We start from the raw sequence: 20,306 nt of genomic DNA, 5'->3' as shown, positions 1-20,306 counted from the left end.
TGTCTAAACAAAGTGAGTCCAACAGGGCTCACTTTTCTTTATATATATTATTCTACTTTCAGCAGTTGTTAATTTAGGTTACCCTACCATCTTGCGATTCATTTTTTAGTTTTACTTGGGTCATGACGGATAAAAAGAAACGAAAACCTGCCAACAAATCAAACGTCAAAGCGAACACTTCGCGTAAAAACAATACCCAGCAAAACGGTTCTAAGATGCAAAGAGTTAAAAGCCGTGTACTGAGCACGTTGTGGTCTTTCTTTTGGAAAGGGACTATTGCGGCGATATTCCTTGTTGCAATCTATATCATCTACTTAGACGCCAAAATAAGCCGGCAGTTTGAGGGCAATAAGTGGGAACTTCCCGTTCAGGTTTATGCCAGATCGATGCAGTTTTTCCCCGATCAATTCCTTAATGAGGATGAAGTGCTGTGGGAGCTGAAGCGGCTTAACTATTCTCGTGTAAATCGTATCAGCCGTACCGGTCAATATATCGTTCAAGGTCGCACAATCACCATCCATCGTCGCGCGTTCGAATTCTACGATGGCCCAGAAGTGGCGCGTATTTTTACGCTTAATTTTGCTGGTAAAAAGCTTGCCAATATTGTTGATAATCAAGGTCGGCGCTTAGCCGGCGCTCGCTTAGAGCCGGTGCAGATTGCTCGGATCGGCAATGAATCGCGCCAAGACCGAGAGTTTGTTCCGTTCGATAAATTCCCTAATATTTTAAAAGAAACACTGCTGGTGGTAGAAGATCGAGACTTTTACGAACATCATGGTGTTTCTGCGCTGTCTATTTTGCGTGCGCTGTATGCCAACATCAAAGCGGGGCGAACTGTGCAAGGTGGCAGTACGCTTACGCAACAGCTCGCAAAGAACTTTTATCTCACCAGAGATCGCACCTTAATCCGCAAGGTGAATGAAGCATTCATCGCATTGATTTTAGATTTCCGTTATAGCAAAGATGAAATCCTTGAAGCCTATTTAAACGAAGTGTTTTTGGGACAAGCCTATAATCAAGGCGTTCATGGTATGGGGCTTGCGGCCGATTTTTATTTTGGTAAACCAGTGGACGAGCTTGAGTTTGACCAAGTCGCTATGTTAGTTGCAATGGTTAAAGGACCGTCTTTTTATAACCCAAGACGATATCCTGAGCGGGTAATGGAAAGGCGCGATTTAGTCTTAAGGTTGATGGTGGAAAATGGCCTCATCACAACCCCTGAGTATCGCGCGGCGCTCTCTAGGCCGATTGATGTACAGCCTTTAAAAGCGAGCCGTATGCAGTCTTATCCTGGATATTTGGAGTTGGTGAATCGCGAGTTAAAGAAACTGGTGCCTGATGATGACATTGTCGACTCTGGAATTCGGATTTTTACTTACCTAGATTTACAAAAGCAAACGGCGATGGAAGATGCTGTTAAAAAGGGCTTACCTTACTTAGAGCGCCGTTTCAAAACGGAAGAGCTAGAAACCGCGATGCTGTCAGTTAATGTTGAAAAAGCGGGCGTATCGGCGTTAGTTGCTGGTCGCCAGTTGAAGTTTTCAGGTTTTAATCGGGTATTAGACACCGAGCGCAATATAGGTTCACTGGTTAAACCCGCTATTTATTTGAGCGCTTTGTCGAATCCAAACTACCATTTGGGTATGCTACTTGATGACAGTCCACTCGAAGTGACTGACGGTTCAGGTAAAGTTTGGTCTCCAGAGAACTTTGATCATAAATTCAGAGGCCAAGTACCAATGTTTGAAGCGTTCAGCAATAGTATCAATATTCCAGCAGTAAACCTTGGCTTGGATGTGGGTGTGAATCGAGTCGCGCAAACTTTGAATGACCTTGGTGTTTCTAAGTCGATTCCACTTTATCCTTCTTTATTGTTGGGCGCGTTAGAGTTATCCAGTTTTGATGTTGCACAGGCGTACACCACACTTGCTGCAGATGGTAAGCAGAGCGAGTTGACTAGTGTCATGGCGATCACCGATTCACTGGGTAAGCTGGTATACGAACATCCCGTGCAAAAAAACCAAACGCTAGACAGCGATGCGGTATACATGACGAAATATGGCATGAAGCGTGTAACTAAAAAAGGCACTGCTAAACGTCTTAACCTTCACTTCCCCTCAATTCAACTTGCAGGGAAAACGGGGACTAGTAATGATTTAAGAGATAGCTGGTTTGCAGGTTTTGACCAAAATACGGTCACCGTGGCTTGGATTGGCCGTGATGATAATAAGCCAACGGGATTAACGGGCAGTCAAGGAGCGCTTGAACTTTATATTCGGTATCTCAAGCCGCTGAATCCACAAGCGATTGTTGATGAGCGTCCAAAGTCCATTCGCTGGGCCTTTATCAATCCGAAAACGGGTAAGCAGTCGCCTCCGAGTTGTGGTCCTGTATTACAGCTACCTATTAGAGAGAGTATGTTTGAACCCAGACCAGGTTGTTAGTAATTTAGGAACTTGAAAGTATTTTTGTAAACTAATCTTTAATTATTCTCTTGTTTGTCATAGTATATTTCCGTTCAGGGAACAGAAACTGAACATATAACAATTACAATGTTCAAAGGAAATATAATAATGAAGACATTTCAAAGAAATATCCTTTCTTTGGCTGTAGTTGGTGCCTTGGTTTCAGGTACCGCGATCGCAGCCGACGCCACATCTTCAGGGTTTCTATACGGTGTTGTAGAGAACACTGCGGGAGAATCAGTATCAGGCGTTACTATTGAGATACTTAATAAAGATACTGGACTGCAGCGTGTAGTTACTACAGGTAATAACGGTAGTTACCGATTCCCGTTGTTGCCAGCGGGTACCTATGATGTAACCGTTAAAAAGAATGGCCAAATATTACACCAGCAAACAGATGTAAATGTTAGAGTGGGTACACGTACAAATATTCCACTCTCTGTTACTTCTAGCAATGGTACTGAAGTGATTGAGGTTGTAGGATCTCGCATTAGTTCGATAGATGTGGCATCCAGTGAAGCGGTGACTATTGTCGACCAAGAGTTCCTTGCTCGAGTTCCTGTTTCGCGAGATATTGCCTCAGTTGCAATGTTAGCACCAGGCACGACAAAAGGTGATGAATCATTCGGTAATATCGCTTCGTTTGGTGGGTCATCAGTAGGTGAAAACAGCTACTATGTTAACGGTATGAATGTCACAAACTTCCGTAATGGTCTAGGTGGTGCAGATGTTCCGTTTGACTTTTACGATAGCTTTGAGGTGAAAACAGGTGGTTACTCTGCCGAGTTTGGTCGCTCAACGGGTGGTGTAATTAATGCCACAACACGTCGCGGTAGCAATACTTTTGAGTACGGTGGCGGGGTAGTTTTAGAGCCAAGCTCACTGCGCGAGACTAGTCCTCAGGCTTATCGTTCGGCGGAAGGTGAAGCTCTTTATGGTACGGATATTTATCACCGTGACCAAGAAGAACGAAAAGTAGGTAAAAACGAATATACACTGTACGCTGGTGGTGCGTTGATAGAAGATAAACTTTTCTTCTTTGGCCTTGCTAATTATAACGAACGTGATTCTGATTACGCAGAGGAGTCAACAAAATACGTTCGTGAATCAGGCGATTTGTTCCTTGCTCTTAAATTAGATTATTACATTACAGATGATCACATTATTGAGTTTACTGGGTGGGATAGCTCAAGTGATCTTGATAGTGTGAAATATAACTGGGATTCAAAAGCGCACAAAACGACTTCTCGTCGAGGAGACTACACTCAAAAGCGTGGTGGTAAAACTTACTCATTCAAATATACAGGTATTTTGACTGATACATTCACAATGAGCGCAATGTATGGTGTAAATGAAGCAAACTACAGTAACGTTAACGCAGGTAGTTCACCTTTTGGTGAGTATCCACGTGTATACGAGCGCTTCTCTAGTACTGATCTGGGTGATTGGGCACTAAGTACACCTAGCTTGGAAGAAGATAAACGAACAGCTTACCGCTTAGATTTTGATTGGTATGTGACGGATAATCATACTCTACGTTTTGGTATTGATAGAGAAGAGTTAGAGGCGGTTAACCAGACACAGCGTGCTGGCGGTGCTTCATATCGTTACGAAGGCTGTGCGGATATGGACGCTGTACGTGCAGGAGACCCTTCATCGTGTACGTCAGTACGTAAAGAGATATACCGCAATATCGGTGATTTTGAAACCAATAGTTCAGCCTATTATATTACTGATACGTGGACTGTCACTGACGATCTAACTGTTACTTTAGGCTTAAGAAACGAAACCTTTGAAAACTATAATAAAGCAGGTGAAAAGTTTATTGATGTGAGCGACCAATGGGCTCCTCGAGTTGGTTTAAGTTGGGACCCATACGGGGAAGGTGAGTTTAAAGTATTTGCTAATTTTGGCCGCTATTTCTTACCGGTTGCAACGAATACAAACGTTCGTATGGCAGGTGATGAGCTTTATACTCGCCAGCAATTTGAAGTACTTGGTATCGCCGATGATATTTCTAAAGAGCCAATTTTAGGTGAAGCGACAGGTGGCTTATTGGTACTAGCAGATGGTACTTTGAAAAACACCGCTGAAACCGTTAATCAAGACCTAGATCCTATGTATCAAGATGAATTTATTTTAGGTTTTCAGATGATGCTTGATGATGATTGGAGCTTAGGTGTTAAAGGGACTTACCGTAATCTTGGTAGCTCGCTTGAGGACATTGCGGTTGACAAAGGCTTTGACGACTATTTAAAAGCTGAGTTTGGCAGTGGTTGTACAGTGTGTGATGGTTTCCATTACTATGTGCTAACCAACCCTGGTTCAGATGTAACCTTTGCGACTGACCCTGATGGTGATGGACCGCTAGCAAACCAAGAGTATACTATTCCAGCTTCATACCTAGGTTATCCAGAGTCAGAGCGTCAATATGGGGCAGTTGACATCAACCTTAGCAAAGCTTGGGGCGATGGTTGGATGTTAGATCTAACGTATACTTGGGCGCATAGCTGGGGTAATAATGAAGGTTTCGTACGCTCAGATAACGAGCAAGATGATGCGGGTGCAACAACCAACTTTGACCAACCAGGCTTGACTGATGGTGCAAAAGGCAACTTGCCTAATGACAGACGTCATCAGATCAAAGCTCAGTTTGCTTACGAAATCACAGAAAATATTCTGTTAGGTTCAAACTTCTTATGGCAGACGGGTCGTCCATATGGGGCTTATGGATATCACCCGACAGATGTATTCGCATCTTACTACGATGCAGAGTCATTTTATCGCGGTGGCGAGCTCGTACCTCGTGGCTCTTTAGGGACTACCCCTAACACTTGGAGTCTAGACTTGAGCTTACAATATAACACGACTGTTTATGATCACGATCTGACATTCAGAGCGGACGTGTTCAACGTGTTTAATAACGATAAACCGACCAAGTATAATGAAGTTTCTGAAATTAGAAAAACAGTACCTGATGAAGGTGATAATTTCGAAGGGTATCGTGGTGATCCAGATCCAGACTACCTGTTACCTAAGTACTTCCAAGAGCCTCGTAAGATTCGCTTGAGTGCGACATTTAAGTTTTAATACTTAATACCATGTTATAGGGGAAGCTTAGCTTCCCTTTTTTATTCCGTTTTGTACTTAGTTATATTTTCCTCCATAACGGCTGCAGTATCGGTAAGTAAGAACGCATTAGCTTGAGTTTCTCGTGCTGAACTCAATGTGTGTTGAGCAAGCTCGTTAATCTCAGAGGATTCATTTAAAGCCTGCTCTGTTGCTTGAGTTTGTTGTTGTACCAGCTGACTTATCAGTTTCCCTTGCTCGTCTATGTCTCGCATGCTTTGCTCGGCGTGCTGTAGGACTTCATTAGTATCATTCGCGGCGATAACGCTTTGTGCCATATTGTCTTCACTGCTGCGCATTTTGTCTTGCGTGTCTCTGGATGCAGCTTGTAAAGATTGAATAATATTGTGTATTTCCTCTGTTTGTTGCTGCGTTCTTTGCGCAAGCGTTCTAACTTCATCCGCTACTACTGCAAACCCTCGGCCCTGTTCACCTGCACGAGCAGCCTCAATTGCGGCATTGAGCGCGAGTAAGTTGGTTTGCTCGGCAATTTCTCTAATCGCGGAACTCACCTGACTAATGTTTTGCGTGTCTTCTGCGAGCTTATCTAAGGCCGCACGACTTTGTTGAAACTCAGTTTGTAGCTCGGTCATTTGTTCTGCTAGGGCTGTGGTATTGACACTACTTTGCTTTACTTGTTTGGCTGCTACGGAGGCCAGCTCTGTGGCGTTAAATGCGGCATCCTCAACCGAGCGAGCGGATTGTGCCATATTCTCGAGTGAGTGGTGAATAGACTGGATTTTATTCTCTTGCTGGGCGACGTCCTTCTCAGTATCTTGGCTTATCTTATTGAGTGTTTTTGTTGCTTGCTGTAGCTCGTCACTACTTAATCGAACGCTACCAAGTAAAGAGATAAAGGCATGTAGTACCGCATTAAATTGTTCAATAATTTGGCTAAGCTCGTCAGAGCCAGTTGCCTGCGCTTTGATGCTTAAATCCCCTCGAGAGGCGGCCTGCGCGGCATGTGAGAAAGTCGTGATGGTGCCCATGACCGACAAGTAAAAGCCAACCATAAGATAAATAGCGATGATCAGTGAGAGTAGCGAAGCCATGGCAACGGTGTTTCTGATCCACCGTTGCTGGTTTTGTTTTTCGGCGACAAGCCCGGCAAGCGTGGGTGTTGCAACATTAACAAACTGCTTGATAGCATCACTTGCACTTTGGTAGTAACGGTTAAATTGCGCTTGTGAGAGTGCCAGTTCATCAGGGTCTAACAAACCTGTTTTCACCGCTTGCTGGTAATCAGAGAGGCTAGACTCAAGCTCAGCTAAGGGCTGACTAAGCTGCTTTTTGAGTCGCTGATTATCATTGATAGCAATGTTAAGCTTGCCTGAAAATAGTGTCGTGACGCCTGGCAATCCTTTGTTTAAATTGGACAGCGCAATAAAACTATCTGGAGTAAAACTGCCTCTACTGATGATATCGCTTGCTTGCGCTTCAATTGCATTGATTTGCGACATAAGTCTTGGCGCAGACTCAACAAGTGTGCGATTCAGGTAACTGCGTCCAAGATCATCATCGACGGCAAGTTGAGAGGCAATTGAGAGCTGCTCAAGGGCGCTTGCACCTGCGGCGCTCACTTTGGGTAACTTAGCGCGTTGCAATAAAATTGAATTATCGGAAGCTTTACCCGCTAAAATGTTTTCCAACATACTAGGGTAAAGCGTGAGCCCTTGCCTTTGCATCTCACTGACAGAAATAGAATGGTTAAGTACACTGTTTAGAAAAAACAAGCTGAGGCTTAGCGGTAGTAATAAAATACCAAATACAACGGCCATTTTGGTTTTGTATCGCAACCGCGCCATCAAACGGGTTGCAGGATTAATTAGTGTATTAAATCCAGCCATCACTTCCTCTGTATGATAGTTTTAACTTAGCACAGCGTTATTAATTAAGTACGCCTTGGTTAACTAGACCGAAGCTTTTGAAAAGCTTATTCAAAGCGTAGCTGAAAAAACAAAAAAAGCCCTGAACGGGCTTTTTAAATACAAACTAATGTGGGTTACAATCAGTGATTACAACTTGGCAAATGCACGCTTTGCAGCATTAATAGTGTTAGCAATTTCTTTGTCAGAATGCATTGTGCTCACGAAACCCGCTTCGAATGCAGATGGGGCCAAATAAACGCCTTCATCTAGCATCAGATGGAAGAACTTTTTGAAGCGCTCTAGGTCACATTCAGTTGCTTGTTGATAGCTGGTTACTTTCTTAGCGTCAGTAAAGAAGAAGCCAAACATACCACCTGCGTAGTTAGTCGTAAGTGCGATACCTGCTTCATCAGCAGCCGCTTGGAAGCCTTCACACAGGGCCTTACTCTTAGCTTCAAGCTCTGCGTGTAGCCTTTCTTTTGAAAGCAGCTCTAGCGCTTTTAAACCGGCAGCCATAGCAATTGGATTACCAGATAGCGTACCTGCTTGATAAACGGGACCAACAGGTGCGATGTAATCCATGATCTCTTTTTTACCACCAAACGCACCCACTGGCATACCGCCACCAATCACTTTACCTAAACAGGTCAAGTCTGGGGTGATGTTGTAGTATTGTTGAGCACCACCAAGTGCAACACGAAAGCCTGTCATGACTTCATCAAAGATAAGCACACTTTGATTGTTAGTACATACTTCGCGCAGGCCTTCTAAAAAGCCTTCTACCGGTGGAATACAGTTCATGTTTCCAGCAACTGGCTCGATGATCACACAGGCGATTTGATCTTTGTACTGCTCAAAAATCGCTTTTACTTCATCAAGATTATTAAATGAAACCGTTAGCGTATGCTTGGCAAAATCGGCAGGAATACCCGGTGAGTTAGGCACGCCCATGGTTAGAGCTCCTGAGCCTGCTTTAACAAGCAAAGAGTCAGCGTGACCATGGTAGCAGCCTTCAAACTTTAAGATTTTATCGCGGCCGGTGTAACCACGAGCAAGGCGAATAGCGCTCATGGTCGCTTCTGTACCAGAGCTTACCATGCGTACTTTTTCAATAGATGGTACTAGCGCTTTTACTTTTTCCGCCATTAGGATTTCAGTTTCCGTCGGCGCGCCGTACGATAGGCCATTTTCAACCGCTTCAAGCACTGCTTGTTTAATCTCAGGATGGTTATGACCTAAGATCATCGGGCCCCAAGAACCCACATAATCAATGTACTGTTTACCATCGGCATCAAAGGTGTGAACGCCTTCGGCTTTGGTGATAAATAGTGGCGTACCACCTACACCATTAAAAGCGCGAACAGGAGAGTTAACGCCTCCAGGGATTGAGTTTTGGGCGCGTTTGAATAAGTCTTGACTGATTGTCATTGTCGATCCTTTTTAGCTTTCACGTTTGCGGCTAAACCAAGGTACTTCTACCTCGTGTTTTTCCACTTGGTTTTCAACACCTAGCGTTAGGGCAAAAAGTGCCATACGGATCAATACACCATTTTGAACTTGGCGGAAGATAGCTAGGTTGTCATTGTTATTTAGGTCGTTGTCTAGCTCGTTTGCATCGCTACGGCTGTCGCGAGGTAATGGGTGCATTAATACTGAGCTAGGTTTACAGTGAGCGTCATAAATCGCTTGGCTGATCCTAAAACCACCACGGTATTTGTTTGCTTCTTCTTGAGAAGGGAAACGCTCTTCTTGAATACGGGTCTGGTAAACGATATCGGCAGCTAAATTGCCTTCCATCTTAGACACGACTTCGACACGGTGACCGGCATTGTCTACGACATCTAAAATAGACTGAGGCATTTGTAAGCCATCCGGTGCAACCATTGTAAAGTGGATATCTTTGTAGTGGCTAAGTAACTTTGATAAAGAATGCACGGTGCGGCCGTATTTTAAATCCCCGACTAGGGCGATGTGCATGTTATCAATTCCAGTACCAAAGCGGCTAAGCTCCCGGTCAATTGTCAGTAAGTCCAACAGAGCTTGGGTAGGGTGCTCATTAGGGCCATCGCCCCCGTTTATGACAGGAACATCGGAACCGGTTGCAAACTCGGCTACTGAACCTGCATCTGGGTGGCGCATTGCCACCGCGTCAGCATAAGCGGAAATCACACGGGCGGTATCATACAACGATTCGCCTTTTGTCAGTGCTGAGCTTTGCATACCTGTGGTTTCACGGACTAGGCCGCCGAGCAGGTTAAATGCGGTGCCGAAACTTACGCGTGTTCTCGTACTTGGTTCAAAGAATAGATTTGCCAAAATCGCCCCATTGAGTACTTGGGTACGTTTTTGCTTTTTAGCATAGGGTTCCATTTTTTTGGCAATGGAGAAGATGTGTTCAATAGAATCTCTGTCTAATTGATTGACAGAAAGAATGTTTTCACCTTGGAAACTGAACATTTGGCGATTCCTAAAGACAAATTGACTACCGGGTTGCAGGTCGCTTACCCAACCAGATAACACGCAGATTGTGGGCGGTTACTTGGGCGCATATTATACCCAAGTACCCCCAATAATGCACGGTTACAGTGCAGGTTTTAAAACGGCAAGAAAGACAATGGCTAATAGGATTAGCACGGGAAATTCGTTGAAAAAACGATAGAACTTGTCACTTTTACGATTGCGATCATGTTTGAAATCGGCAAGCAATTTAAAGCAATAGCCATGATAAATATAAAGTAAAATCACTAAAGTCAGCTTGTAGTGCAGCCACATACTGTGCTTAAACCATTCGCGTCCGTATTCTGTAATCGTTAAGACCCCAAACACAGCGGTGAGAATAGCAAATGGGGTTACAAAATAGAGTAGGCGGCGCTCCATGATTTTGAGCATTGAGCTGCAAGATTTTTCTTCAGTCATCGCGTGATATACAAAGAGACGTGGCAGATAAAAAATCCCTGCAAACCAGGCAATCATAAAAAAGATATGTAAGGCTTTATACGTTAGCAATAAGCTCATTATAAATTCCACTTTTTAGGCTAGAGTAAACTGTTTCTGGTGGTGAGTATGTGACGAATTTGGTCCCATCGCAATAATCCAAGTATTTGTTTATCATCCTTTTGATTGTATATATACACCGCGCCTGAACGTTTATCTTTTAGCACATCAAAAGCATCTGCTAAGGTCGCTTGTGTGCTTAATCCTTGCAGCTCGATATAAGAGACCGATACGCTGCCCTCGGAGATTAAGTTCAAATCGTATTCGGCTAAGCGGTAGCCGCTTTGTTCGTCATAAACAATAAGTGGTGTTTGGCTATCAACCGCGGATAGGGTTTCTTTTATTTGCTCTTTGTCGTCGGAATAGAGCAGTTTAAAATTCTCATCCATCTCAGCCACTATCCCCACTTTCTGCAATGCCTCTTTTGCGGGCGATACTTGGTAAGGTAGTCCTTGAAAGTCCAGTTGTTGAATAAAAATGGAGCGATTGCCAAACGCCTGTAAAGCCGTAACGTAAGCAGTGGTGATCACCAGCATAGCTGGAACGATTATTTTTGGGTTTGAAGTCAGCTCCATTACCGCAGTAAGCGCAGCAAGCGGGGCGTGCAAAGTCGCAGCAAGTAAGCCTGCCATACCGAGTACACCATAAGTTCCTGCAACATCAACGCTTGGCTCTATAAACTGGGCAAAGAAAGACATTAAGGTGCCCATGATAACCCCAAGCCCAATCACTGGACCAATAATACCACCGGGAATACCAAGTCCAATCGCAAATAAAGTTGCCATCAGCTTGGCAATCAAAATTGTGGTAAGTAGTTGTAAGTTATGCGGAGATTCAACTGCTTGGGTGATAGCGCTCATACCTGAGCCCATGGCCCCTGGTACGGCATAGCCAATTAATCCCGCAATTAAACCCGCTAATAGAAGACGAGGAAACATACTGATGGGCTTAAAAGTTTTGATGATCAGCATTAGATTTTGATTAAAGGCAAAAGCAACCGCCCCTAATGCTGCACCACAAATAATTAAATAAGGGTAATGCCATAAACTCAACGGGGTGATATGAATGAGTGCCAGCTCGGAACTGTTACCAAACACATATTGCGTGCTCATCGCACCGATCACTGAAGCCAACATCACGGGAACGAAAATGTGGATTTTATACTCCCGGAGCACGACTTCCATGACGAATATCACTGCCGCGAGTGGGGTATTAAATGAGGCGGCAATACCTGCAGCTACACCGCATCCGGCCAAAGTTCGCGCAGCATTGAGTGGTAGATGTAAACGCTCTGATAGAACGCTTGCAGCTGTAGCCCCCATGTGTACAGATGGTCCTTCTCGACCAACAGAGAAACCACTGATCAAAGCAACAGCACCACCAAAAAACTGGTTGGCAGAATTCCAAATTGGCATATGACCGTAGTGGTGTTTGATCCGATTGATCACATATGGAATGCCCAAACGGTAGTGCTTAAACCCTGTAAAAGCAGCAAAGACAGCGATGAGTAGCGCGGCAAGGACAGGCAAAAATAGTCGATGTAGCTCAGAAAGCTCAGTAAAGTCATCTGGTTTATCGAGAAATGTGCCTTGGATTAATTCAATAGTAAGACGAAAAGCAATGATAAGTATCGCTGCAAGCAGGCCTGCACCGGCACCAAGTAGGCACAGTTGCGCTGAAGTTTTAGGTTTTGCAAGGCTTCGTCTTAATGTATCCAACGACATGAACGTCATTCCACAATAGTAAACCGTTTAAGAATATCAAATTTTTTATACTAAGTCCTTGTGTCAACGCAACTTAACTAAGGCAATAGTCATATTTTCCTTGGTTAAACGTGCTGTTACCAATTTATATCAATATGGGCGCATAAGTTTGCAGCACATAGAGTTAAAAGTTTCTCGATGGGAAAAAGTAGAAAAATTTTGCGGTGTAATCAATGGGGCTCTCTTTTTCTTTAAAAAAGAGGTAGCTTAACAAATGTGACTGGTACAAACGCTATACTTGATTAAAATACTCAGGTATTAGATAATTTGCAGATTACAGGATTAGGGGTCTAAATCTATGTCTGAACAATTACCAATTCAGTTTTCTGACGCTGCTGCAAGCCGTGTAAAGGAACTTATTGAAGAAGAAGAGAATGCCAATCTTAAGCTACGCGTGTATGTAACGGGTGGCGGTTGCTCAGGCTTTCAATATGGTTTCACTTTCGATGAAAAAGTAAATCCAGGTGATTTGGAAATCGTAAAAAACGGTGTCACTATGGTTGTCGATCCAATGAGTATTCAGTATCTAATTGACGGTATCGTAGATTATACCGAAGGGCTTGAGGGCGCACGTTTCTTTGTGAATAATCCCAATGCAACAACCACTTGTGGCTGTGGTGCAAGTTTCAGCGTCTAGACATTATTCGCACTACGTTCTGCTAAGCTAAAGAGTCATGCTTTTGTCATGGCTCTTTTTGTTTCTGCCCATCAAAACTCAATTTGCTTTATTTGTCACAAACTACCTGTTAGATACATCATTAAGACAAAAAAACCTAAAACAAAAGATGAAAATACTAAGATGTAGATAAAGCCTTTTTTCCCTTGCTTAAGCGGCACGCCGTTTGAACGAAGGAAGTAAACCCAGCCTAAGCACAATAGAATTGGCAGTAAAAACAGTAATCGAATCATCTAGTAATAGCCTCTTTTTTAACCACTCAGTAAATGTTAGCTGTAAGTTTTTATTTTTTAAAGAAAAATAATTTATTTCAAATACTGGTACATTTTTTAAAAAATTTGTTAAAGTGTTACTGGATATTACAACCCTTAATGAATTAATAAAAAGTAAAAAATTAATTAGGTGTTACGCGTGTTTTAGTCTATACCTAATTGGGTACATAGGGACAAGTTAACATTTTGTCTACGTGTTACTGGTTTGGCACAATTTATCGCAGCTAGCTGGTAAGTTGTACCGCATTCGGGGTAAACTGTAGGCTTGATCGAGTTCTAAAGACAAAATGCTGAGTTCATACAAGCTTAACATTTTGCATTGTAGAGTTCTTCGATAAGCTACAACTGTAATATTTAGAGAATAACTAAATGAGACGGGCATATTTCATTTAGATAATTTAGTCTTTCATCTAGTAGGAGATGTTTAATTATGATGGGTAAAACGGTTTCTTCTGAAGAAAACGGCAAACTAACGAAGTGGCTAAAATCGAAACGCCACGAGAAAGGTCACACAATGCGTAGTCTTGCGCAGGTGCTAGGTACGCCTCATTCATTCATCGGTAAAATTGAAAACCAAGAGCGTCGATTGGATGTCATTGAGTTTTTACGTTACTGCGAAGCGTTAGAAGTTGATCCTTATGAGGGCTTACAGCTAATCAAAGAAGATCAATAAGCGTTTAGTTAGCAATAACGTAAAAGGTGCAAGGACCTGCACCTCTAGTCTTTGTTAGCATGATACGCCTTTTCAATAGCATAAAGCTTGTGCCGAATTAAATATAAAAACAATAACGACGGAAGCACCATAAGCGCAGTTAGCGCGAAGAAGAGTGCCCAATTACCTCCAAGCAAATCATCTATCACAAAACCACTATAGCCTGACAGCACAGTACGGCCTAAACTGCCAAGTGATGCAAGTAAGGCATAGTGGGTTGCGCTAAACGCTCTATCACAGAGCATAGAAATAAATGCTACCATCGCTACTAGTGACCAAGCTTGGGTAAAGCCATCCACTACAATTGCCAGTGCGTAAAGGTGTTCTTTAGGTCCTGCAATTGCAATCCAAGAGAACATTAAATTTGATGCGGCCATAGCAACGCCGCTAATAAATAAGCCCTTTACGATACCGTATTTATGGTTAAAGATACTGCCAAGAAAAGCAAATACGATAGTGATCACACCGGTACCAAGCTTAGAATATTGCCCAATTTGGGTGTTTGAAAACCCCACTTCTTTATAAAATACGATGGACATACGGGCTAAGAAAGCTTCTCCTATCTTAAATAGGAAAATAAAGGCGAGTAGTGCACATGCAGTTTTAACCCCATTCTTTTCAAAAAATCGCTTAAAGGGTTCAACCAGAGTCACAGCAAGCCAGGCATAGATCTTTTTAGAAGCATTTGATGATGCGCTGTGGTTAAGTTTATGCTCGTAACTCTTCTGTAGCTGTGCTTGTACTTGCTCCCGATGAGATTTTGGTTCTTTTGCCAACAAAGTGACAACTAATAAACACACTACGATGACGCTTAGCATCTGATAGATAATGGGCCAACTAAAGCCAGGTAAATCAGCCATAAAGAATGGAATTGCACCAAGTAAGGCATAGCCAGACCACCAACCTGAAGTCGCCATCGCTGCCGCTGCCGTTGCCTTTTCACTTTCGTCTTCTGGTAAAATGTCGATGCGATAAGCATCTATTGCAATATCTTGGGTAGCTGAAAATAACGCAATAATAAAGCACAATAATGCGGCATGTGAAAGATGGTCTTTAATTGAAATAGTGGCTAATGCAAAGGTGGCAATAATAATAATAAACTGACAACCTGCTATCCAACTTCGTCGTTGCCCTAAGCGATTGTACAGCAGGGGGATTTTTATTCGGTCAACGAGTGGGGACCACAAAAAGTTGATTGTATAGGCACCATATACTAGGCCAAATAGGCCAATGGTGCTACGGCTTAACCCTTCATCTTTAAGCCAAGCTGACATCACAGAGCCAATCAATACCCAAGGAAAACCGCTACTTATTCCAAAAGCAAAGACAGTTAATAGACGTTTGTCTTTGTAATAACCGAGATATTGCGAAAAGCTAGATGATATCAACATAAAAGGTAATTACTCTGGCTGCTTTAATACTTCAACTGAAAGAATAATGACGGGCTCTTTAGGTATAAAGGTATAGCCAAGTTTTTCATTGTAGCCGGTTTCCACCTTCATAATTGCGTCCAGTGTTTCATAACCTTCAGAGACGTTCCCGAATACGGCAAAACCCCAGCCTCTACCCGGGTTCAAGTGATCGTTGTCATCCATATTAAAGAAAAACTGCCTAGTACCTGAGTGTGGTTTGTTGTCTTGGTAGGCCATGGCAATAGTATACATATCATTTTTCAAGCCATTACCGCTTTCATTGAAGATAGCTTCGCGCTCAAACATACCATCGTACTCTTTGTCGTAACCTCCACCTTGGATAACAAAGTCTTTTTCGTTGGCTTCATCACGCTCAACTCGATGAAAGACAGAGCCGTTATAATCTTTGTTAATAACGTAAGTTAAAAAGTTATTTACTGTTATAGGCGCTCTCGATCTGTCTAGTTCGACAATAATAGGCCCTTTACTAGTATTGATTTGAACTCGAGGGAATAGGTTATTCTTTTGTACAAATTTACCGTTCATTTCGGCAAATACATTCATACTTAATAATAGGATGGTTAAGCTTAGAATTATTTTTTTCATTAACTTCCTCTCACAAATTGAATAAATTCAGGATCTTGAATGATTCGAGTAACAACCTGTTGAGCTAGATTGTTGAGCTGTTCTTCGATTTTAGCTTGGTCGTGTTTTAGTGGACCATTTAAATTAGCGCTACCTTTATATTGCTTTTTGAAACTGCGAGTGCCTTGCTTTATCAGTACGGTGACGTCAGCTTCAGCATCACTTTGGTGAGTCGAGAAAGACTCCTCAATAATGGCTTTAAAGCGATTGATATCCACAGTGACTTGCGTTGCTGCAACCGGTGTTATTTGCGCGCCATGTGCAGTGAGTGCTTGCGTTAATACCTGATTGAAGTTAACCGGTAAATTAGCATCAGGTACGTAAAGTGCGGGTTCTTGGTTCTTCACGCGAATGGTGTATTTTGTAGTCCGTAGGTCGTTTACTTGTACCGCCACGTTGGCGGCAAGCGCGTTTGACGAAGGACCTTGATATTCCGGATGAAGAATGACACTGCGTGGTGAGCTTTCACAGCCCACGAGTATCAAGGTTAGCAGAATAATCAGCAATGAAAAACGCATGAAGTTAGCTCCTTTTTATTGCACTTAAAACAGTGAATTTTTTGTTGTTGCCTAGTGTCTTGCTGTTACCGAATAAGCGCTTGAGTTTGTCGTCATATTCCAAGTGGCGGTTACCAATAATTCTTAACTCTCCCCCATGGCGAAGCGCTGCCTTAGCTTGTAAAAACATCTGCCAAGCGATGTGATCGGTGATTGCATTGGCCTGATGGAATGGCGGGTTACACAGTATCAGATCCGCACCGTAATTTTCAAAACCCGTAAGGCAGTCGTTTTGTACGAACTGACAATCAGCAACACGCTCGGGTAGGTTATTGACGATATTTTGCTCCGCGCTATGCACTGCCATCGCGGACTCGTCGATAAAGGTGACGGTGGCATTTGGCATTTTTGCGAGCGTCATCAATCCAATAACACCGTTACCACAGCCGAGATCAATGACCTTCAATGGTTTTTTCCCCATAGGAAGGTAATTGATAAAAAAACGTGCGCCAATATCAAGAGAATCTCGTGAGAAGACATTTGCTTCATTCGACAAGGCAAAATCGGTTTTTTCCAGCGGCCAAGACACAGGGAATTTACTATCAATGGCTTTGGCTGACGTCTTGCTGAACACTAAACGCGATTTTTTTACCGCTAAGCTAGTCGTTGGCTCCGTCAAAAAGTGGCTAAAGCTTTTTAATGTTGAGGTGTGAATTTCTTTTGCTTTGCCAGCCGCAATTACGGGAATGTCTGTAGTCAGTTTACTTAATTGTGCAAGTTGCGATTGCAATAGCCCTGAATTTTTGGGAATTTTTATTAATATCAGATCGATATCTTTTGGCAGCTCATCCATGCTAGTGAGTACATCAACCTTAGCGTCCGCAAGTTCGTTGGCCTCTAAATTATACTCATAGGCGAGGGTACTTACATAAGAGTCGGTCACTACCGTACAGTGCTTGTCAGCAAGTGCACAGCATAATGCGCCAAAACTATCGTTGAGAATGAGAATACGATTTGCATCGCGGTGATGTTCAAAGACATAATCTAACAGGTATTCGTCGGCTGAATCCCAAGCTTGTAAGCTACGATTTTTTTGATCGAGTGGAAACCTATGTAGCGTAAAAGGGTTTCCGGCTAGAATTGCATCAGTCGTCATGTGAATGTTCTATAAATAAAAGCAGCGGGTAGTTTAACATGAGAGCAGTAGACAAAGCACGGAACTTGCCGTGCGGTTTTAGCTATCAAGCACAGGCTATTAGCTTCGATAAAAGTCTAGCGCTATATAATGTACTACTGAATAGCCTTGCGTGGCAGCAAAATACCATCACCTTATTTGGTAAGACCCATCAAACGCCTCGACTTGAACGATTTATTGCCGACCCTGACGTGCATTACAGTTATTCTGGAAAGCGACTTGAAAATGCTCCTTGGCCTTCGGTATTGCTTGGGATGAGACAAACGCTAGAACGCAGATTTAATATTCCTTTTAATGCGGTATTGGCTAATTTTTATCGTGATGGTCAAGACAGTATGGGCTGGCACAGTGATGATGAACCCGAACTTGGTTTGACGCCCACAATCGCTTCACTGTCGCTTGGCGCGACCCGCAAATTTAAAATACGCCACAAAGTAAGCCACTCTGTAACCGACATTTTATTGGAAACTGGCAGCCTATTGGTAATGCAAGGTGATAGTCAGCGCGACTATCAACATGCTTTGCCAAAGCAGGCCAAGGTGACTCAGGGGCGTATTAATCTTACTTTTCGAAGTGTTGGAAATACGCGCTGAACGGCGTATAGTAGCGTCACGAATTGCTCAAGGAGACAAAGTATAATGTCAATGCAATCACAGATTTATGACAAAATAGCTGAAGCCGTTGCGTGCAAGCATCTGAACGTTATCAATGAAAGCCATATGCACAGCCGTGGCGAAGAGTCTCATTTTAAAGTCATTGTTGTAAGCGAACAATTTATCGGCCAGAGGTTGCTGCAACGTCACCGAAAGATCAATGAAGTGCTAAAAGATGAATTACAAAACCATATTCACGCTTTGGCCATTCATGCCTATACACCAGAAGAGTTTTCGGACAAAGAAGGTCAGACGCCAGAGTCACCAAAATGCTTGGGTGGCTCTAAGTTCGATAGCTGATCAGATGTGTGTTTTACATATCTGCCAGTACACTACGCAGTAATTTTAATAAAGTGAGACCAATCTCACTTTTATTTTGTATCAAATCAATGGATAGGATCTCTTATGGTCATCAAACCAAAAATTCGTGGATTTATTTGTACTAATGCGCATCCAGTAGGCTGTGCTGCACACGTTCAAGAACAGATTGAATACGTAAAACAACAAGGCCAAATCGAAAATGGTCCTAAGAATGTATTAGTAATTGGTGCATCGACGGGCTATGGCTTGGCGTCGCGTATCACCGCTGCATTTGGTGCCGGTGCGAAAACGCTAGGTATCTTCTTTGAAAAAGAAGGCTCAGAGAAGAAAACCGCGTCAGCGGGTTGGTATAATACGGCTGCATTCCAGCAAGCTGCAGAAGAAGCGGGTTTATGGTCTAAAAATATCAATGGTGATGCGTTTTCTGATGAGTTGAAGCAAAAAACTATCGACATAATCAAAGCTGAATTGGGTAAAGTAGATTTAGTGGTATATAGCCTTGCGTCTCCTCGTCGTAAAGACCCTAAATCTGATGAAGTTTACTCTTCAACACTTAAGCCAATTGGCTCAGCTATCACAACTAAAAACCTAAATACTTCAAAGCGCGTCATTGATGAAATGACAGTTGAAGCTGCTAACGAAGACGAAATTGCTAATACGGTTAAAGTGATGGGTGGTGAAGACTGGGAACTTTGGATTGATGCGCTTAAGCAAGCTGATGTACTGGCTGATGGTTTCAAGACAACGGCATATACTTATATTGGTAAAGAGCTGACTTGGCCGATATACGGTCACGCGACTATTGGTAAAGCAAAAGAAGACTTGGACCGTGCGACGCAGGCAATTCGTGAAACCACAGCGGATATTAAAGGCGAAGCGTATGTGTCTTCACTGAATGCAGTAGTGACGCAGGCAAGCTCTGCTATTCCAATTATGCCTCTTTATATCTCTGCGCTATTCAAAGTGATGAAAGGTGATGGAACTTATGAGGGCACAATTGAGCAAATCCATGGGTTGTTTACTGAAAATCTATATAGTCAATCACCACGCTTTGATGATGGCGGTCACTTGTTTCAAAACTATAAAGAACTAGAAGACGGCGTTCAAGCTCGTGTGCAAACTATTTGGGATACTGTTGACACAGATACAATTGATGAATTGACGGATTATGTTGGTTATCACAACGAATTCTTGAAGCTATTCGGCTTCGGGGTTGATGGCGTAGATTACGAAGCTGATGTGGATGTAACGGTAGAAATTAATCACCTCGTTTAATTTCACGGTTTTTGATCTCACTGTTTTTGATTTTGCGGGCAAAGTGCTAATTGGTACTTTGCCCGTTTTTGTTTGACCGTGAATTTTTACTTATTTTGCAGATTAGGGTAAGAAAAATTTTATCTATGCAACTTTGGTCTATACTCCTTCCAGTGATGGATTTTTCAACTAATCTAAATCCACGTTAAAGTCGTATTAATTTCATAATTCCACTCGCATACTCAGTACGATTAATGTTAAAATCAGAGAAATATGTGAGGACTTTTATCACGACGCTGCTTTTTTGTGCGCGTTGAGAGGTATTTTAAAGGGGCTTGTTTGGGAACCCTATCCGGACTCATAACTTTCTGCTCTTTATACCTAATACTTAGTACAAACGAGGTGGCGCTGTGGTGACTAAAGATATTTTCAGTTTCTTTCCGTTAATGT

The 20,306-nt window shown here is 42.8% G+C and carries 16 protein-coding genes; 7 read left to right on the top strand and 9 right to left on the bottom strand.

What is annotated here, in order from left to right:
• Nucleotides 1-122 precede the first annotated feature (122 nt).
• The gene (gene mrcB, locus QSH61_RS14420; protein WP_206472230.1) at nt 123-2,444 is read left to right on the top strand and encodes a penicillin-binding protein 1B; all 2,322 of its coding nucleotides are present in this window, start codon (nt 123-125) and stop codon (nt 2,442-2,444) included.
• A 129-nt stretch (nt 2,445-2,573) separates the two neighbouring features.
• Entirely contained in the window at nt 2,574-5,555 is a 2,982-nt protein-coding gene (locus QSH61_RS14415; RefSeq protein ID WP_174169839.1) for a TonB-dependent receptor, read from the top strand.
• Nucleotides 5,556-5,596: 41 nt separating this feature from the next.
• Here QSH61_RS14415 and QSH61_RS14410 read toward each other — a convergent pair whose 3' ends face one another.
• The 5 genes from QSH61_RS14410 to QSH61_RS14390 all read right to left on the bottom strand — a co-directional run bounded on the left by QSH61_RS14410 (nt 5,597) and on the right by QSH61_RS14390 (nt 12,180).
• A complete protein-coding gene (locus QSH61_RS14410) occupies nt 5,597-7,441 on the bottom strand; it encodes a methyl-accepting chemotaxis protein (protein WP_206472231.1) in 1,845 nt (614 codons plus the stop codon).
• 168 nt (nt 7,442-7,609) lie between these two features.
• A complete protein-coding gene (gene hemL, locus QSH61_RS14405; protein WP_174169841.1) occupies nt 7,610-8,890 on the bottom strand; it encodes a glutamate-1-semialdehyde 2,1-aminomutase in 1,281 nt (426 codons plus the stop codon).
• Between the two features lie 12 nt (nt 8,891-8,902).
• The gene (locus QSH61_RS14400) at nt 8,903-9,919 is read right to left on the bottom strand and encodes an aspartate carbamoyltransferase (RefSeq protein WP_174169842.1); all 1,017 of its coding nucleotides are present in this window, start codon (nt 9,917-9,919) and stop codon (nt 8,903-8,905) included.
• A gap of 123 nt (nt 9,920-10,042) precedes the next feature.
• Complete coding sequence (locus QSH61_RS14395; RefSeq protein WP_010606087.1) at nt 10,043-10,477, bottom strand: CopD family protein; 435 nt, start codon at nt 10,475-10,477, stop codon at nt 10,043-10,045.
• Nucleotides 10,478-10,497: 20 nt separating this feature from the next.
• Nucleotides 10,498-12,180 (bottom strand): chloride channel protein, encoded by a 1,683-nt coding sequence (locus tag QSH61_RS14390; RefSeq protein WP_206472232.1) that lies wholly within the window; start codon nt 12,178-12,180, stop codon nt 10,498-10,500.
• A 337-nt stretch (nt 12,181-12,517) separates the two neighbouring features.
• Here QSH61_RS14390 and erpA point away from each other — a divergent pair, with 337 nt between their 5' ends.
• Nucleotides 12,518-12,856 carry an iron-sulfur cluster insertion protein ErpA gene (gene erpA / locus QSH61_RS14385; protein ID WP_010372235.1) on the top strand — a complete coding sequence of 113 codons (339 nt, stop codon included), beginning with the start codon at nt 12,518-12,520 and terminating at the stop codon, nt 12,854-12,856.
• Between the two features lie 741 nt (nt 12,857-13,597).
• Nucleotides 13,598-13,840 (top strand): helix-turn-helix domain-containing protein, encoded by a 243-nt coding sequence (locus tag QSH61_RS14380; protein WP_017216404.1) that lies wholly within the window; start codon nt 13,598-13,600, stop codon nt 13,838-13,840.
• Between the two features lie 44 nt (nt 13,841-13,884).
• On the opposite strand, the gene QSH61_RS14375 is transcribed toward QSH61_RS14380, so the two are convergent.
• The 4 genes from QSH61_RS14375 to QSH61_RS14360 are packed head-to-tail and all read right to left on the bottom strand — an operon-like array spanning nt 13,885 to nt 17,589.
• A complete protein-coding gene (locus tag QSH61_RS14375) occupies nt 13,885-15,270 on the bottom strand; it encodes an AmpG family muropeptide MFS transporter (RefSeq protein ID WP_010606091.1) in 1,386 nt (461 codons plus the stop codon).
• Nucleotides 15,271-15,279: 9 nt separating this feature from the next.
• The gene (locus QSH61_RS14370; protein WP_010606092.1) at nt 15,280-15,897 is read right to left on the bottom strand and encodes a peptidylprolyl isomerase; all 618 of its coding nucleotides are present in this window, start codon (nt 15,895-15,897) and stop codon (nt 15,280-15,282) included.
• Nucleotides 15,897-16,454: a YajG family lipoprotein gene (locus tag QSH61_RS14365; protein WP_010606093.1), complete on the bottom strand. Its 558-nt coding sequence runs from the start codon at nt 16,452-16,454 to the stop codon at nt 15,897-15,899. The genes QSH61_RS14370 and QSH61_RS14365 overlap by 1 nt, the downstream gene beginning before the upstream one ends.
• Before the next feature lie 4 nt (nt 16,455-16,458).
• The gene (locus QSH61_RS14360) at nt 16,459-17,589 is read right to left on the bottom strand and encodes a methyltransferase (RefSeq protein WP_010606094.1); all 1,131 of its coding nucleotides are present in this window, start codon (nt 17,587-17,589) and stop codon (nt 16,459-16,461) included.
• A 38-nt stretch (nt 17,590-17,627) separates the two neighbouring features.
• Between QSH61_RS14360 and QSH61_RS14355 the strand changes: the two genes are divergently transcribed.
• From QSH61_RS14355 to fabV, 3 genes are all read left to right on the top strand, one after another.
• A complete protein-coding gene (locus QSH61_RS14355; RefSeq protein WP_010606095.1) occupies nt 17,628-18,221 on the top strand; it encodes an alpha-ketoglutarate-dependent dioxygenase AlkB family protein in 594 nt (197 codons plus the stop codon).
• Nucleotides 18,222-18,266: 45 nt separating this feature from the next.
• Nucleotides 18,267-18,581 carry a BolA family protein gene (locus QSH61_RS14350; RefSeq protein ID WP_010372214.1) on the top strand — a complete coding sequence of 105 codons (315 nt, stop codon included), beginning with the start codon at nt 18,267-18,269 and terminating at the stop codon, nt 18,579-18,581.
• Nucleotides 18,582-18,686: 105 nt separating this feature from the next.
• Nucleotides 18,687-19,877: an enoyl-ACP reductase FabV gene (gene fabV / locus QSH61_RS14345; protein ID WP_206472233.1), complete on the top strand. Its 1,191-nt coding sequence runs from the start codon at nt 18,687-18,689 to the stop codon at nt 19,875-19,877.
• Nucleotides 19,878-20,306 lie beyond the last annotated feature (429 nt).

This window comes from Pseudoalteromonas sp. JC3 (genome assembly GCF_030291895.1).
Taxonomy (GTDB): Bacteria; Pseudomonadota; Gammaproteobacteria; order Enterobacterales; family Alteromonadaceae; genus Pseudoalteromonas.
The sequence above is the reverse complement of the archived record's forward strand: the minus strand, read 5'-3'. Positions and strand labels throughout refer to the sequence as shown.

Coding starts and splice junctions, on each gene's coding strand:
- QSH61_RS14360 (WP_010606094.1), bottom strand. CDS start 17,589: ATGACGACTGATGCAATTCTAGCCGGAAACCCTTTTACGCTACATAGG.
- QSH61_RS14380 (WP_017216404.1), top strand. CDS start 13,598: ATGATGGGTAAAACGGTTTCTTCTGAAGAAAACGGCAAACTAACGAAG.
- QSH61_RS14370 (WP_010606092.1), bottom strand. CDS start 15,897: ATGAAAAAAATAATTCTAAGCTTAACCATCCTATTATTAAGTATGAAT.
- hemL (WP_174169841.1), bottom strand. CDS start 8,890: ATGACAATCAGTCAAGACTTATTCAAACGCGCCCAAAACTCAATCCCT.
- fabV (WP_206472233.1), top strand. CDS start 18,687: ATGGTCATCAAACCAAAAATTCGTGGATTTATTTGTACTAATGCGCAT.
- QSH61_RS14355 (WP_010606095.1), top strand. CDS start 17,628: ATGAGAGCAGTAGACAAAGCACGGAACTTGCCGTGCGGTTTTAGCTAT.
- QSH61_RS14350 (WP_010372214.1), top strand. CDS start 18,267: ATGTCAATGCAATCACAGATTTATGACAAAATAGCTGAAGCCGTTGCG.
- QSH61_RS14410 (WP_206472231.1), bottom strand. CDS start 7,441: ATGGCTGGATTTAATACACTAATTAATCCTGCAACCCGTTTGATGGCG.
- QSH61_RS14390 (WP_206472232.1), bottom strand. CDS start 12,180: ATGTCGTTGGATACATTAAGACGAAGCCTTGCAAAACCTAAAACTTCA.
- erpA (WP_010372235.1), top strand. CDS start 12,518: ATGTCTGAACAATTACCAATTCAGTTTTCTGACGCTGCTGCAAGCCGT.
- QSH61_RS14365 (WP_010606093.1), bottom strand. CDS start 16,454: ATGCGTTTTTCATTGCTGATTATTCTGCTAACCTTGATACTCGTGGGC.
- mrcB (WP_206472230.1), top strand. CDS start 123: ATGACGGATAAAAAGAAACGAAAACCTGCCAACAAATCAAACGTCAAA.
- QSH61_RS14415 (WP_174169839.1), top strand. CDS start 2,574: ATGAAGACATTTCAAAGAAATATCCTTTCTTTGGCTGTAGTTGGTGCC.
- QSH61_RS14395 (WP_010606087.1), bottom strand. CDS start 10,477: ATGAGCTTATTGCTAACGTATAAAGCCTTACATATCTTTTTTATGATT.
- QSH61_RS14400 (WP_174169842.1), bottom strand. CDS start 9,919: ATGTTCAGTTTCCAAGGTGAAAACATTCTTTCTGTCAATCAATTAGAC.
- QSH61_RS14375 (WP_010606091.1), bottom strand. CDS start 15,270: ATGTTGATATCATCTAGCTTTTCGCAATATCTCGGTTATTACAAAGAC.